The following is a 15,094-nucleotide window of genomic DNA, read 5'->3' as shown; positions in this document are numbered from 1 at the left end:
TTAATCATCTCCAAGAAATTCAAAAATTTCTTTGTCTTTAAGATTTTGAGAATCACCGAGTTTAGAAATATCAATAGATTCTGAGCTGGCTATACATTGTAGAGTTTTTTGTAATTTAAGAATTTCATTTTCAAGAGAGTCTATCCTATCCATTAAATTTTTTATCACATTAGCTTCTGCATCTGGTAAGGCAGAGTGAGCTAACGGATTTACTTTGACACCACTTTGATGCACTACCCTGCCAGGAACTCCAACTACAGTACTGTTCCCTTCTACATTTCGAACAACTACTGAGCCAGCACCAATACGGGTATTAGATCCTACCGTGATGGATCCAAGAACTTTTGCGCCCGCTCCGACTACAACATTTTCCATTAAGGTGGGGTGTCTTTTGCCATGGCTTTTACCAGTACCTCCTAATGTCACTCCCTGATAAAGCAAACAGTTATTTCCTATCTCAGCAGTTTCACCAATTACAACGCCCATTCCATGGTCTATGAAAACCCTTTTACCAATTTTTGCCCCAGGATGGATTTCAATACCTGTTGCTAGCCTATTAAGATGACTGAGTAAGCGGGGAATCAAAGGAATCTTTAATTGCCATAATTTATGCGTAAACCTATGTATAACTATTGATTGAAAGCCAGGGTAGCAAAGAAATATCTCTACTATTCCTCTTGCGGCGGGATCTCTCTCTCTGATAATTTCTATATCTGATTTAAAAGTTTTCAATACCATGGTTTAATTAATAACTCCTATTTCTTTTTTTAATTGATTTATTGTTTCGATACTTAAATAATTTTTAGCACATATTATTTGAGGTAATCTCATCAACTGAGAACGATTTTTTAATAATGTGTTTTCTACAACTGATAAACTAGGTCCATCACACACTATATGGTTCGAAGCCTTTAAAAGTGATAGTAATCTACTGTTATTGTCTGAGATTGCCGTCATAAGCATTAATTCACTACCACGCATGCTATGTATAATGACTTCTGCTGCTCTCAATAAACCAGGACTTATGCTAACAATACCTACACAACTTCCAGCATTTAATTCCTTGAGAATTTTTAATTCCTTTTGAAAGTCGCTCAAGTCAACTGCAATAGCGCGAACTCCATGTTGCTTAGCAACTTTTTCTAGAGGCTGTAAAAAATATCTGCTTGTGACAATCGTACCATTATTTGAATTACTCAAAACTTTTTCTAATTCTTCCATAGGAACAACTTCTACTGGTACATTAACTGTTGTAGAAAGGTCTTCTGCTATTAACATAGAAGCTCCAATATCTTCTCTAGGAGTACTGACTATGATTCTTGATCCGCACTTAATACGCCAATCAATTTCATTGTTCAATATCTCTCTCGTCTCTTGTAAAGTGAATCCAAGACTTATTAAGTTGTCAATAACCTTCTTTGCTTCTTGATCAGGTGCCTTACTTATTTTATCTTTTGAGTAAAGTGATTTTGTAAATTCTCTTTTAGTAAGATTATCTCTTACATAGATACCTGATCCAGCTATTGCTTCAACAACTCCATCTATTTCCAGTTGTCTGTAAACTTTGCTTATAGTATTCCGATGGAGTCCAGTCTGCATTGCAAGTTGCCTCGTACTGGGAAGTCTGTGTCCTGGAGGATAATGTCTTGCTGCAATTGCAAAACAAATTTGATTATATAGTTGAGTAGATGCTGGGATATCACTTTCTTGTTGAATATGGAATCTCACTTTAGAAAAATCCTGACTAATTTAATTTTTGATATAGTGACACTTTAACATTCGTCATATTTTTTGATAACAATTTATCACCCATCATCTTTTTTAATGAGAGGAGTTTTTCGAGGGCTTAAAAACATAATCATGTTTCTTCCTTCTCTTTTTGGTTTTTGTTGAACTTCTGATTGCTCTTCTAAATCATTAGCCATTTTTAAAAGAAGTGTCTCAGCTAAATTTGAGTGTTGAATTTCTCTTCCCCTAAAAATTACAGTGCATTTTACCTTATCTCCCGATTTTAGAAATTTAGTAGCTTGACCAATCCGAACATCATAATCATGCTTGTCAATTTTATACCTCATTTTTACTTCTTTAACTTCTGTTTGATGAGATTTTTTCCTTGCTTCTTTAGCTTTCTTTTCTTGTTCAAATTTATATTTACCGTAGTCCATGATTCTACAAACAGGAGGATTTGCTTTTTCGCTCACCAAAACTAAATCAAGTTCTCTTTGAGATGCTATTTCTAATGCTTTTAATCTATCTATGACGCCTAATTGTTTTCCATCTGAATCAACGACTCTCAATTGAGGGTATTTTATTCTTTCATTTATATTTGGTAGCTCTCTAACTGGAGCTCGTCGGTCAAAGCGTGGGCGTGGGGGCATTCAGTTAATTAAATAAATTGATTGGATGATGAACAAAATCTATTTTTATAAAGTTAGCTTAAAAAAGACTCTATCTTAATTATTGCATCTTTTAGCAGGTTTTTGTTATTAAGCCAAAGAGGATTATTTTTATTACGAAACCAAGTTTTTTGTCTTTTGGCAAATTGGATTGTTTTTGTCGCAGTCAACTCAATTGCTTTGTCAATTGTTGAACGGTTATTTAAAACATCCCTAGCTTCTCGATAACCAATGGTTTCTAATATTGGCAAATCAAATCCGTATTTAGAGATAAGGTGGTTCGTCTCCTCAATAATTCCAGATAAAAACATATTTTTTGTTCTTTGAAAAATTCTTTCTTTTAAATTATCTCTATCTAATCCAAGCTCTAGGATTTTCCAGTTAGGCGGTTTTTGAACTTTCAGAGTTGACAAAGGTTTACCTGTTACGTAAAAGACTTCTAAAGCTCTTATTGTTCTAATGTGGTCAGCAAAATTGATTTTTTTTGTTGATAATGGATCACAATTTTTTAACAGTTCCCAACATTTTTCCTGACCAAGTTCTTCTAATTGTCTTCTTAAATTATTTTGAGGAGGGACATCTGGTACAAAAAATCCTTTTGTTATTGAGTTCATATACAACCCACTTCCTCCAACAAGAAAAGGTAAATTATCTTGTTTAATTTCTCCCTTAATAGATTTTTGAGCAATTTCTTGAAATTGTTTTACATTAATTGGATTGATTGGTTCTTCAATATCTATTAAAAAATGCTTTATTTTTTTTTGTTGGATTTTAGATGGCTTGGCTGTTCCAATATCCATGGACTTATAAATTTGCCTTGAATCGATATTGTGTATATGAGTTTTAAAATATTCTGCAATTTCAATAGCTAATTCTGTTTTGCCACTTGCAGTAGGCCCAATTAAAATTATTACATGAGGTAGATACGAAGACATATGAATTTCTGAAGAAAAAAATATTAGCTATATAATTAAAGTGATTAAATTTTTCATTGACTTCGAGCCTTTATCTTATTGCGGTGGTAAGTTTAATGAAAGACCTTTTAAAAATAACATTTTAAAAGTCTAATATTTTTTTTATATTAAATGAGTGAGGACAAAAGATCTAATAAAATCTCAAATGATTATGGCGCGGAACAGATACAGGTTTTAGAGGGGTTAGAACCAGTTCGTAAACGCCCTGGGATGTATATAGGTTCAACAGGACCTAGGGGATTACACCATTTAGTATATGAGGTAGTTGATAACTCGGTTGATGAAGCACTTGCAGGACATTGTGATCACATAGAAATAGTTCTTCGAGCAGATGGTTCTGCTTTAATTTCTGATAATGGACGAGGTATTCCAACAGATATTCATCCAAGAACAGGGAAAAGTGCCTTAGAAACTGTACTAACTGTTCTTCATGCAGGAGGTAAATTTGGAAGTGGTGGTTATAAAGTTTCAGGGGGTTTGCATGGAGTAGGAATATCTGTAGTTAATGCTCTAAGCGAATGGGTTAATGTGACTGTTTATAGGGATGGAAGCGAATTTAATCAAAGATTTGAAAAAGGTGTATCAAAGGGTGAATTGGAAACTAAAAAGCAGACTGGCAAACCATCTAAGAAAGGAACAACTATTTGCTTTAAACCCGACAAAACGATTTTTTCTGGAGGAATTGAATTTGAATATGCTCTTCTTTCATCTAGATTAAGGGAGCTAGCTTATCTTAATGGCGGAGTAAAAATTGTTTTTAGAGATGAAAGAAATCAATTATCAGATGGTTCTTTTAAAGAAGAAATTTACTTGTATCAAGGAGGTATTAAAGAATATGTTGAATACATGAATGCTGAAAAAGATTCTATTCATCCTGAAATAATTTATGTTGACTCACAGAAAGAAAATGTATATGTAGAAGCAGCTTTGCAATGGTGTTCAGATGTATATTCAGATAATATTTTAGGATTTGCAAATAATATTAGAACTATTGATGGAGGAACTCATATTGAAGGGCTAAAAACAGTTCTGACAAGAACTTTCAATAATCTTGCAAAAAAGAGAGGCAAAAGAAAAGATATTGAAAAAAATTTAGCTGGCGAAAATATTAGAGAGGGTTTGACTGTTGTTTTATCAGTAAAAGTTCCAGATCCCGAATTTGAAGGACAAACAAAAACAAAATTAGGAAATACTGAAGTACGAGGAATTGTGGATTCTCTCATTGGGGAGGCTCTCACAAAATATATGGAATTCAATCCTGGAATTTTGGACTTGATTCTTGAAAAAGCAATTCAATCATTTAATGCAGCAGAAGCTGCGAGAAGGGCTAGAGAATTAGTAAGAAGAAAAAGTGTTCTAGAAAGTTCTACATTACCGGGCAAATTAGCAGATTGTAGTTCTAGAGATCCCTCAGAATCAGAAATTTATATAGTTGAAGGAGATTCAGCTGGTGGCTCCGCAAAACAAGGACGAGATAGAAATTTTCAGGCTATTTTGCCTCTCAGGGGTAAAATTCTTAATATTGAAAAAACTGACGATACTAAAATATATAAAAATACAGAAATACAGTCATTAATAACAGCTCTAGGATTAGGAATAAAAGGAGAGGAGTTCGACGAGAGCTCTTTGAGATATCATAGAGTTGTAATTATGACGGATGCTGATGTTGACGGTGCTCATATAAGAACTTTATTGCTGACATTTTTTTACAGATACCAAAGAGAACTTGTTGAGAAAGGTTTTATATACATTGCTTGTCCCCCTCTTTATAAAGTTGAAAGAGGTAAGAATCATAATTACTGTTATAACGAGAATCAATTAAAGGATACAATTCAAGGTTTTGGAGAAAATGCAAATTACAATATCCAAAGATTTAAGGGATTAGGTGAGATGATGCCAAAACAATTATGGGATACAACTATGAATCCTCAAACGAGGATGATGAAAAGGGTTGAAATCGAAGATGCACTTGAAGCTGACAGAATATTCAATATATTAATGGGAGATAAAGTTGCACCAAGAAGAGAATTTATTGAAACTCATAGTAGCAACTTAGATATGGCAACTTTAGACATATGATTAATAATGTTCTCAAGAATTTTTGTTTAATTACTTTTGCATTAATTGCTCCAATTACATTACCTGCTGGTGGGATCCAAAAAAGTTTAAATCAAAATAAGTTCCCTAATAATACAAATGAAATTATATTGAGTTCCAATACTTCTCTTTATTCTTGTCCTGAAATTTATGCTAAGGAATTATTAGTTCTTGATGTAGGTACAACTTTATCAGTATTACGTAATTGGAAAGTCAGCAAAAATGAAACTTGGGTTAGGGTTGAATTAGCTTCTAATAAATTTTTAGATGATCCTAATAAGATTTTAAAAGGCTGGATAAAAATGTAAATTTTGGATTTTAGTTCAATAAGTATAATTTTACTCGGCAGTACTTTTGGATTAATACTGAGAATATTCATACAAAATAATTTTAAAAAAAGTATAGGTTTTGATATTCAAAATACTTCAATAGTAAATTTTTTATCATCTTTTTTTTTAGGAATTTTAGTAGCTTTAAATTTTATTAATAACGAAATATTAGTGTTATTTTATAGTGGTTTTTTAGGATGTTTTAGTACATTTTCTTCCTTTATTTATCAATTATTTATTTTATTTCAAAAGAGAAAATTCCTAAGATTATTTTTCCACTATATTGAAGTGATAATTTTTTCATTCCTTTTCTTTTATTTAGGTTATTTTCTTATTCAGTTTTTTTAAAGTGAAAATAAATAATTTTATTTATATTCTTTTAGCTGCTTACCTAGCTACTTTTTTAAGATTAACTATAAATAATAATTTTTTTATTTCAATAATTGGATCATTTTTAGTGGGTTTTTTTATCAGTAGAAGATTGAGTGATTCAACTGAAAAAATTTTATTGAGTGGTTTTTTTTCTTGCTTTACATCCTTTAGCGGATTTATATATTTTTTGTACAAAATTTTAAATCAAGGGGATTGGATAAAATTTATAATTTTTTTTAATTTAATCATTATCGTAAATTTATTCACAATGCTTTTCGGGTTCTGGATAAGTAGAAAAATTACTTAGATTTCATATAATGGTGTTGTTACTTTGATAAGGGATTATATTTATGAATGAAAATAATCTTGAAACAGTTACATCGTTATCTTCAGATTTAAGTACAAGAGAAAATATTACTATTCAACTTGAGGAATTGCTCATCGCGGGAAATTATGATGAGGCAAAGTTACTTTTAGAGCCTTCCCAACCTGTTGATATTGCAGATGCTATTGGAAGCCTTCCACTAATATTGCAGGCATTAGCATTTCGATTATTAAAGAAAAATGAAGCAATTGAGGTTTATGAATATTTAGATCCAGTAGTTCAGCAAACTTTATTAGAAAGACTTCGTTCAGGAGAAGTTTTAGAAATCGTTGAAAAAATGTCTCCTGATGATAGGGTTCAACTCTTTGATGAATTACCTGCAAAAGTTGTACGAAAATTTTTGTCTGCTCTTAGTCCTGGTGAAAGGAAAGTAACAGCTGAATTACTTGGATATGAGCCTGAAACTGCTGGAAGATTAATGACAACTGAATTTATAGACCTTAAAGAGATGCAAACAGCAGCTGAGGCTCTTTCTTTAGTTAGAAAAAGAGCCCCATTTACTGAAACTATTTATAGCTTATATGTTACAGATAAAGAAAGACATTTAACTGGTATTCTCTCTTTAAGAGACCTTGTAACTGCTGATCCTTCTAAGCCAATTGGAGACGTTATGACAAGAGATGTAGTTAATATTTCTACTAATACGAATCAAGAAGAGGTTGCTAGAGCAATACAAAGATATGATTTTTTAGCTCTCCCAGTTGTTGATAAAGAAAAAAGACTGGTTGGGATAGTAACTGTTGATGATTTAATTGATGTCATAGAACAAGAAGCAACAAGAGATATTTATGCAGCGGGGGCAGTACAACCTGGAGATGAAGATGATTATTTCCAAAGTAGTTTGTTTACGATTGCTCGAAGAAGAATTTTATGGTTATTAATTTTGGTTTTGGCAAATGGTTTAACGACAAAAGTTATAGCTATGAATGATCAAATATTAAAAGAAATAGTTTTATTAGCTGCATTTATTCCACTACTTATAGGTACTGGGGGAAATGTTGGTGCTCAAAGTTCAACGGTTGTCATTAGAGGTTTAAGTACTCAAAAATTGAAGTCTCTTGGTGCAATTAAGGCAGTAGTTAAGGAGGCAATAACAGGCGCTCTTTTAGGTGTTTTCATGATGCTTGTAGTATTTCCTTTCGCTTGGTGGCAAGGAGAAGGGCCTTTAATAGCTTCTGCTGTGGGAATAAGTTTAATATCCATAACAACTTTAGCTGCTACAACAGGAGCGATCCTCCCTTTGTTGTTTGACAGAATGAAATTGGATCCAGCCTTAATGTCCTCCCCTTTCATTACAACCGTCACTGATATTGCTGGTGTATTTATTTATCTCAGTACAGCAAAATGGCTATTAAACTCATCATTGACCTAAATTGACTAGGTATTTATTCTCATTTTTGTAAAAATGTGGATTTTTTTGTTTAACTTTACATTTCTTAATGGTATTGTTTACAAAACATCATTCAACTTTCATGTCTTCTGAAACAATAAGTGAAAATAAACTAACTTCAATCGCGAGTATAAAAAGTAGTAATGATGTTGATCTTGTTCGGTCATACTTAAGGGATATAGGAAGAGTTCCATTACTATCTCATGAGCAAGAAATTACTCTAGGTAGACAAGTTCAAGAGTACATGGAAGTTGAAAGAGCAGAATTAGAAATTATTGAATTAACAGGAGATAAGCCTAGTATTGATGAATTATCGACCAAATTAAATTTATCTACTTCCATAATTAAAAAAAGATTGAGAGCTGGACAGAGAGCTAAAGAAAGGATGGTTGCAGCAAATTTAAGATTGGTAGTAAGCGTTGCAAAAAAATATACAAAAAGAAATATGGAACTTTTAGATTTAATTCAGGAGGGAACTATAGGACTAGTCAGAGGAGTTGAAAAATTTGATCCAGCCAGAGGTTATAAGTTTTCAACATATGCATACTGGTGGATTAGACAAGGTATTACAAGAGCAATAGCTGAAAAAAGTCGGGCGATAAGGCTACCAATTCACATAACTGAAATGTTGAATAAGTTAAAAAAAGGTCAAAGAGAGCTCAGTCAAGAAATGTCTAGAACTCCAACTGTAAGTGAACTTGCGAAATACGTAGAGCTTCCAGAAGATGACGTTAAAGATTTAATGTGCAAAGCTGGGCAGCCAGTTAGTCTTGAAACCAAAGTTGGTGATGGTGAAGATACTGTTTTATTAGATTTACTGGCAGGGGGCGAGGATTTGCCAGACGAACAAATAGAGATGGATTGTATGAGAGGTGATCTGCATTCTCTTTTACATCAATTACCTGATCTGCAATGTAGAGTTTTAAGAATGAGATACGGAATGGATGGTGATGAGCCAATGTCTCTTACAGGTATAGGAAGGGTACTAGGGATAAGTAGAGATCGAGTAAGAAACCTAGAAAGAGATGGATTAAGAGGCTTGAGAAGACTTAGTGATAATGTAGAAGCTTATTTTGTTTCTTGAATAAATTCATTTATTAACTTATTTGTTTTTTCAGGTTCTTCATCATGAGGACAATGACCAGCCCCATTAATAATATCTAATCTTTTAATATTCCTGAATTTTTTCTTCCACTCTTTTGCTTCATTTAAAGATTCCCAAGGATCTTTTTCTCCCCAAATCAATTGGATTGGAGCATCAACCTTATCGAAAAGGTCAGTAGCAAGATAGTCATCAAATAAGTTAATAAAACCACGAAATGCTTCTTTAGAGTTTTTCCTTTGAGAGGGTTGATAAAGTATTTCAATCAATTCTTTATCGATATTTTTTCCTGAAGGGTAAGCTTGTTCAAGTATTTTCTTTATAACTTTTGGATTAGCAGCTCTTGTAAAAAGTGTATTACTAATTACTCTTTGTCTGACTATCGTTTTAAGGACGGGTCTCAGTAGATTCATTAAGATATCACTTTTTTTTAAACGTTTATCATCCATAGTTCTTTGTGCACAATCAATCAAAATGACACCTTTGCAATTATCTTTGAGGATTTCAGCAGCTTTCAATGCAATAACACCACCAATTGAATTTCCTACCAAGTAAACAGGAGATTTTATTACCTCTGCACAAAATGTTGATATTTGATTACCCCATAAGTCAAATGAATATTTAATTGAGTTTTCTTTATCAGGTTCGTAATTTAATAAAGCACTAGGCTGACTGCTTTTCCCAAATCCTAATAAGTCAATTGCGTAGCAGTTAGAAAATTTACCAAGAAAATCTTGATTATGTCTCCAGTGGTTTTTTGATGCCCCAAATCCATGAACTAATAAAATTTTAATATTTTTTTCAGAAGTAGATTCTTTTGATAAAGACCAAGAAATTTCCCAATTTTTCCACTTCCAAGTTTCAGATTTATTTAAAGACACTATGAATATGCTTTTAATTAAACTTTAATTCAAAAAAAAATTATTCGTTTTTAATAAATTATTCTTAGTTAAGAAAAAGCGTTCATTTTATGAAAAAGAAAAAGGTCATATGTATTGGAGAGGCTTTAATAGACAGAATCAGAAATAAGTCAAATCAAGGATTTACAGATTTTTTGGGTGGTGCGCCGGCTAATGTTGCTTGTGCATTAAGAAAATTAAAAATAGATTCAACATTTATAGGAAGTTTGGGTAGTGATGATTATGGAAAAAAATTTATTACGCAATTTAATGAATTGGACGTTAATTTAGATTTCTTGCAATTAGATAATGATTCATCTACTCGCGTGGTTAATGTAGATAGAGATCAATTTGGAGATCGTTTTTTTTCAGGCTTTGAGGAAAGTTCTCATTCATGCTTTGCAGACGAAGTTCTTAGTAAGAAATTAATCGAAAAAGAAATTTTAAATTTGGAGAAATCTTTTCTAGAAACAAAATATTTGGTTACAGGAACGATCTTATTATCATCTCCAATATCAGCAGAGACTATTTTTTTTCTTCTTGAACAGGCTAAAAAATTTGAAGTCAAAATAGTTATTGATTTGAATTGGAGAGAGGTCTTTTGGGATCATTCAAGTTTTTCATCAGAAATTAGTAAAGCCGCGAGAGTTAATTTAATCAAGAAATTTTTAAATCATGCAAATGTTTTAAAACTTGCTAAGGAAGAAGCAACTTTGTTTTTTGAGGATGAAAATCCCTTGCTAATATCTCAACAATTGTCTAATAGACCAGATGTAATAATAACTGATGGAAAAAATCCCGTTGCATGGTATATCAATGGATTGCAGGGAATTACCGAAACTCCTACTTCACAAAAAATTGTTGATACAACTGGCGCAGGCGATGCTTTTCTAGCTGGCTTAATTTCAAAATTAATTTCTTCTGGCTATCCTTCAAATGAACTAGAGATAGAAGATTGCATTAAGTTCGCAGGTGTTTGTGGATTATTAACTTGTCTTGGTGAAGGCGCCATCGAGCAACAGCCATATTATGAGAAGGTTAATAAATTTTTGGGATCTCTTATTTCGTAGTTTCTTCCATAATTTTTTGCGTAACTAATTTCTATTTTCCAGAAATTATCAATAACTGGTTCTATTAATTCTGGCCATTCAATAACTAAAATAGCTTGTCTTTGTATTGCCTCTTCTTCTTCTGAAAAAAAAACTTCTTTTGCTGAAGAAACATTTTCTAACCTGTATAAATCAAGGTGAATTAGTGGAATTTTTCCGGAGTTATAGTGATGCGATAAAGCAAATGTAGGGCTTGTAATGTCCTCAGAGATTGATAAGCCTTTAGCAATCCCTTGAACAAATGAAGTTTTCCCAGCCCCAATTGGACCCTGTAATAAAACAATTGATTGGGGATTTAATTTGTGTGAGAGTTTTTTTCCTAAATTTAAAGTCTCTTTTAAATTCTCAACAAACACAAAATTACACAAAAATCATTTATAGTTTAATAGAAAAAGTATTTACTAGATATGGTTATCGCAAATTCAGTTAAGACCTCTATACCTAATTACGTAATTGCTGATATCTCTTTATCAGATTTTGGTCGTAAAGAAATTAAAATTGCTGAAACAGAAATGCCTGGATTAATGGCACTTAGAGATAAATATCAATCTGAAAAGCCACTAAAAGGTGCAAAAATAGCTGGAAGTCTTCATATGACTATTCAGACAGCAGTCTTAATAGAAACTCTTGTTGATCTTGGTGCAGAAGTGAAATGGGCTTCATGCAATATTTTTTCAACTCAAGATCATGCGGCTGCAGCTATCGCAGATCAAGGAATTTCTGTATACGCAAAAAAAGGTGAGACTCTTGATGAATATTGGCAATATACCCACTATATCCTTGATTGGGGTTCAGACTCTCCAAATATGATTCTTGATGATGGGGGAGATGCAACTGGCTTATTGATACTCGGTAGTAAAGCAGAAAAAGATTTATCTGTTTTAGATAATCCCGGTAATGAAGAAGAAATTGCTTTATTCAATTCTATTAAGTCTAAGTTGGAAAATGATAGTGACTTCTATTCTAGAATTAAGAGTAATATCATTGGTGTCACTGAAGAAACTACAACGGGAGTTGCAAGACTTTATCAACTGCAAAAGCAAAATGCTTTACCTTTCCCTGCTATCAACGTTAATGATTCAGTAACTAAGAGCAAATTTGATAATTTATATGGCTGTCGCGAATCTTTAGTAGATAGTATAAAGCGCGCAACTGATGTGATGATTGCTGGGAAGGTTGCTTTAGTAATGGGTTTTGGAGATGTAGGTAAAGGTTCAGCCCAGTCTCTAAGAGGACTTGGTGCAATTGTAAAAGTTGCTGAAGTTGATCCAATTTGTGCTCTTCAAGCGGCAATGGAAGGTTTTAGCGTTGTTACATTAGACGATGTTGTGGAAGATATAGATATATTTGTTACAGCAACTGGGAACTATCAGGTAATAACAAACGAAAATCTTGTCAAGATGAAAGATGAGGCCATAGTTTGTAATATTGGTCATTTCGATAATGAAATTGATGTGGCTTCATTGAAAGATTATCCATGGGAAAATATTAAGCCGCAGGTTGATCACATAACTTTACCGAGTGGCAATAAAATAATTCTTTTAGCCGAAGGTAGATTAGTTAACTTAGGTTGTGCCACTGGACATCCAAGTTTTGTTATGAGTAATTCTTTTACTAATCAAGTACTAGCTCAAATTGAACTTTTCAATAAGTCAGAAAAATATGCTAAGGAGGTTTATGTTTTACCAAAGCATTTAGATGAAATGGTAGCTAGATTACATCTTGATAAAATTGGTGCAAAATTAACAAAATTAACTAAGGAACAAGCTGACTATATTAATGTCTCTGTTGAAGGACCTTACAAACCAGAGCTTTATAGATACTAAGTTTGAGTTTAATTTTTGTAAATTTTCTTACTTCAATTCCCGACTATATTAGTTTGGCTGTTGAAAAGAATTCAACAATTGCATACCTCACTATTTGTTTGGCTATGTTTTTGGAAAACATAATACCTCCAATTCCTTCGGAAATAATAATGCCATTGGGAGGTTTTTTTGTTTATCAACAAAAATTAAATTTCTATATTTTAGTTTTTTGGGGATTACTTGGAACTATTTTAGGATCATTGCCTTGGTATTATTTAGGTAGATTAGTAAATGAAAAAAGACTTTCAAATTTTCTAGATAAAAAAGGAAAATATCTGGGTATTTCTTCTAATGATTTAAGTAAAAGTAAAAGGTGGTTTGATAAGTACGGGGTTTCTTTAGTTTTTTGGGGCCGATTAGTACCAGGTATAAGAACTTTAATTTCAGTTCCCGCTGGCATAGAACTTATGCCATTAAGAAAATTTTTGCTTTGGACTACATTTGGGAGCTTGATATGGGTAGCACTTCTCACTTATTCAGGTTATTTATTTGGTGAAAATTATCCAATCATTCAAACTTATTTAGATCAAATCAAATATGTTGTAAAGCCAATTTTAATTTTAATTTTCTTATATTTTTTTATAAAAATACTTTTTAGATTTTTGAAAAAAAATAGAGCTTAGAAAGGAATTTCACTTGAGTTACTGTTGTTAGAATATTGGTTATTATCAGTATCTTTTCGTGAGCCTAGTAAGTTTAATCTATCTACCCTAACAACTGGTTTATATCTATCTTCCCCAGTATTTTTATCTTTCCAACTATCAATTTTAAAGCTTCCTGTAATTCCAATTAATGATCCTTTTTTCACATAATCTGCGGCTATTTGTGCTTGCTTGCCCCATATTTCTAAATTAAACCAATCTGGCTCTTCATCTCTGCTTCTTCTGTTAACTGCAATTGTGAAATTCGCTACGATACTGCCTGATTCAAAATATCTGACATCTGGTTCTCTTCCTGCTCTGCCAACAAGGTTAATAGTGTTAATTTCCATAATTTTTTTTTTTAATACTACTCATATTTTCAGGTTCTGCTCAAAGTTTTGCGTGCTATTCATAACTAAACGACAGAATTCTGAGAGCTTACTAAAAAATAGATATATTATTTATAAAAAGAATTCTTATTGTGATTTTTAACAGATTTAAATTTTCTAGAGATATTGGCATAGATTTGGGAACGGCCAATACTCTTATACATGTATCAGGAAAAGGCGTTGTTTTACAGGAGCCTTCTGTGGTAGCTATGGATTTAGAAGAAGGGATTCCATTAGCTGTTGGTAAAGAAGCAAAGTTAATGCTTGGAAGGACCCCTGGCAATATAAGAGCTGTAAGACCACTAAGAGATGGGGTTATCGCAGATTTTGATGCTGCAGAACAAATGATAAAAACATTTATTCAAAAATGTAATGAAGGCAAGGGGATAGTAGCCCCAAGAATAGTGATTGGTATTCCAAGTGGAGTTACTAGTGTTGAGCGAAGAGCAGTAAGAGAAGCTGGATTAGCGGGAGCTAGAGAAGTTCATTTAATTGATGAACCTGTTGCAGCAGCAATAGGAGCATCATTACCAGTAACTGAGCCAATTGGAACAATGATTGTTGATATTGGTGGAGGTACTACTGAGGTTGCAGTATTAAGTTTAGGTGGAACTGTATTGAGTGAATCTGTTCGAATAGCTGGCGATGAAATAAATGAGTCAATTGCGCTATATCTTAAAAAAGTTCACAATTTAGTTGTTGGAGAGAGAACTGCAGAAGATATCAAGATAAAAATTGGATCTGCATTTCCAGATGATGATTTTGATAAAACTACTTTAGAGGTTAGAGGTTTACATCTTTTATCTGGTCTACCTAGGTCAGTCACTTTGACATCAGGAGAAATCAGAGAAGCTATGGCTGAAACACTTAGCAAAATAGTCGAAGCTGTAAAAAGAACTTTAGAGCGAACTCCTCCTGAACTTGCTGCAGATATTGTTGATAGAGGGATTATGCTTGCAGGTGGTGGAGCTTTAGTGAGAGGCATTAATGATTTATTGAGCGATGAAACAGGAATTTTTACTCACATAGCAGAAAACCCACTGCTTTGCGTAGTGAATGGTTGTGGAGAGGTGTTGGATGATTTTAAAAAACTCAAAAGAGTTGTTGACACTCCAGAATTTATAAGGAATGCCATAAGAGATTAAT

General features: G+C 32.7%; 17 protein-coding genes. 10 read left to right on the top strand and 7 right to left on the bottom strand.

All coding sequences use genetic code 11. From position 1 onward, the window contains the following. From cysE to miaA, 4 genes are all read right to left on the bottom strand, one after another. Positions 1–738 (bottom strand): serine O-acetyltransferase, encoded by a 738-nt coding sequence (cysE, locus tag MK115_RS03055; protein ID WP_079292308.1) that lies wholly within the window; start codon positions 736–738, stop codon positions 1–3. A 3-nt stretch (positions 739–741) separates the two neighbouring features. Continuing rightward, on the bottom strand, positions 742–1,728 hold the full coding sequence (locus tag MK115_RS03050) for a GntR family transcriptional regulator (protein ID WP_287609154.1): 987 nt from the start codon (positions 1,726–1,728) through the stop codon (positions 742–744). A 77-nt stretch (positions 1,729–1,805) separates the two neighbouring features. Next, positions 1,806–2,378 carry a translation initiation factor IF-3 gene (gene infC / locus MK115_RS03045; protein WP_011819248.1) on the bottom strand — a complete coding sequence of 191 codons (573 nt, stop codon included), beginning with the start codon at positions 2,376–2,378 and terminating at the stop codon, positions 1,806–1,808. 53 nt (positions 2,379–2,431) lie between these two features. After that, positions 2,432–3,331 carry a tRNA (adenosine(37)-N6)-dimethylallyltransferase MiaA gene (miaA, locus tag MK115_RS03040; protein WP_287609151.1) on the bottom strand — a complete coding sequence of 300 codons (900 nt, stop codon included), beginning with the start codon at positions 3,329–3,331 and terminating at the stop codon, positions 2,432–2,434. Positions 3,332–3,481: 150 nt separating this feature from the next. Here miaA and gyrB point away from each other — a divergent pair, with 150 nt between their 5' ends. The 6 genes from gyrB to MK115_RS03010 all read left to right on the top strand — a co-directional run bounded on the left by gyrB (position 3,482) and on the right by MK115_RS03010 (position 9,027). Further along, entirely contained in the window at positions 3,482–5,449 is a 1,968-nt protein-coding gene (gyrB, locus tag MK115_RS03035) for a DNA topoisomerase (ATP-hydrolyzing) subunit B (protein ID WP_025961579.1), read from the top strand. Next, entirely contained in the window at positions 5,446–5,775 is a 330-nt protein-coding gene (locus MK115_RS03030; protein ID WP_287609148.1) for a hypothetical protein, read from the top strand. Before gyrB ends, MK115_RS03030 begins: the two co-directional genes overlap by 4 nt. 3 nt (positions 5,776–5,778) lie before the next feature. After that, entirely contained in the window at positions 5,779–6,144 is a 366-nt protein-coding gene (locus MK115_RS03025) for a fluoride efflux transporter FluC (protein WP_287609146.1), read from the top strand. 1 nt (position 6,145) lies between these two features. Continuing rightward, a complete protein-coding gene (locus MK115_RS03020; protein ID WP_287609144.1) occupies positions 6,146–6,475 on the top strand; it encodes a CrcB family protein in 330 nt (109 codons plus the stop codon). Between the two features lie 43 nt (positions 6,476–6,518). Then, positions 6,519–7,925: a magnesium transporter gene (gene mgtE / locus MK115_RS03015; RefSeq protein WP_287609142.1), complete on the top strand. Its 1,407-nt coding sequence runs from the start codon at positions 6,519–6,521 to the stop codon at positions 7,923–7,925. A 100-nt stretch (positions 7,926–8,025) separates the two neighbouring features. Beyond that, the gene (locus tag MK115_RS03010; RefSeq protein ID WP_287609140.1) at positions 8,026–9,027 is read left to right on the top strand and encodes an RpoD/SigA family RNA polymerase sigma factor; all 1,002 of its coding nucleotides are present in this window, start codon (positions 8,026–8,028) and stop codon (positions 9,025–9,027) included. Here MK115_RS03010 and MK115_RS03005 read toward each other — a convergent pair. Further along, on the bottom strand, positions 9,012–9,926 hold the full coding sequence (locus MK115_RS03005) for an alpha/beta fold hydrolase (RefSeq protein ID WP_287609138.1): 915 nt from the start codon (positions 9,924–9,926) through the stop codon (positions 9,012–9,014). The two genes, MK115_RS03010 and MK115_RS03005, sit on opposite strands and share 16 nt — an antisense overlap. An 89-nt stretch (positions 9,927–10,015) precedes the next feature. On the opposite strand from MK115_RS03005, the gene MK115_RS03000 reads away from it, so the two are divergent. Then, positions 10,016–11,014, top strand: coding sequence for a carbohydrate kinase family protein (locus MK115_RS03000; protein WP_287609136.1), 999 nt, complete (start codon positions 10,016–10,018; stop codon positions 11,012–11,014). Here MK115_RS03000 and tsaE read toward each other — a convergent pair. Further along, a complete protein-coding gene (gene tsaE / locus MK115_RS02995; RefSeq protein ID WP_287609134.1) occupies positions 10,972–11,409 on the bottom strand; it encodes a tRNA (adenosine(37)-N6)-threonylcarbamoyltransferase complex ATPase subunit type 1 TsaE in 438 nt (145 codons plus the stop codon). The genes MK115_RS03000 and tsaE overlap by 43 nt on opposite strands. Positions 11,410–11,460: 51 nt before the next feature. Between tsaE and ahcY the strand changes: the two genes are divergently transcribed. Together ahcY and MK115_RS02985 are read left to right on the top strand one after the other, a co-directional pair. Beyond that, on the top strand, positions 11,461–12,879 hold the full coding sequence (gene ahcY / locus MK115_RS02990) for an adenosylhomocysteinase (protein ID WP_287609133.1): 1,419 nt from the start codon (positions 11,461–11,463) through the stop codon (positions 12,877–12,879). A 2-nt stretch (positions 12,880–12,881) separates the two neighbouring features. Then, positions 12,882–13,541, top strand: a complete 660-nt coding sequence (locus MK115_RS02985; protein WP_287609131.1) for a DedA family protein — start codon at positions 12,882–12,884, stop codon at positions 13,539–13,541. Here the strand turns inward: MK115_RS02985 and MK115_RS02980 are convergent. Next, on the bottom strand, positions 13,538–13,909 hold the full coding sequence (locus MK115_RS02980) for a single-stranded DNA-binding protein (protein WP_287609129.1): 372 nt from the start codon (positions 13,907–13,909) through the stop codon (positions 13,538–13,540). The genes MK115_RS02985 and MK115_RS02980 overlap by 4 nt on opposite strands. A 131-nt stretch (positions 13,910–14,040) precedes the next feature. Between MK115_RS02980 and MK115_RS02975 the strand changes: the two genes are divergently transcribed. Further along, positions 14,041–15,093, top strand: a complete 1,053-nt coding sequence (locus MK115_RS02975) for a rod shape-determining protein (protein ID WP_011819234.1) — start codon at positions 14,041–14,043, stop codon at positions 15,091–15,093. Position 15,094 lies beyond the last annotated feature (1 nt).

The organism is Prochlorococcus sp. ALOHA_ZT_50 (assembly GCF_022447305.1).
Taxonomy (GTDB): Bacteria; Cyanobacteriota; Cyanobacteriia; order PCC-6307; family Cyanobiaceae; genus Prochlorococcus_A.
Note: the sequence above shows the minus strand (reverse complement) of the source record. Positions and strands in the feature narration are given on the sequence as shown.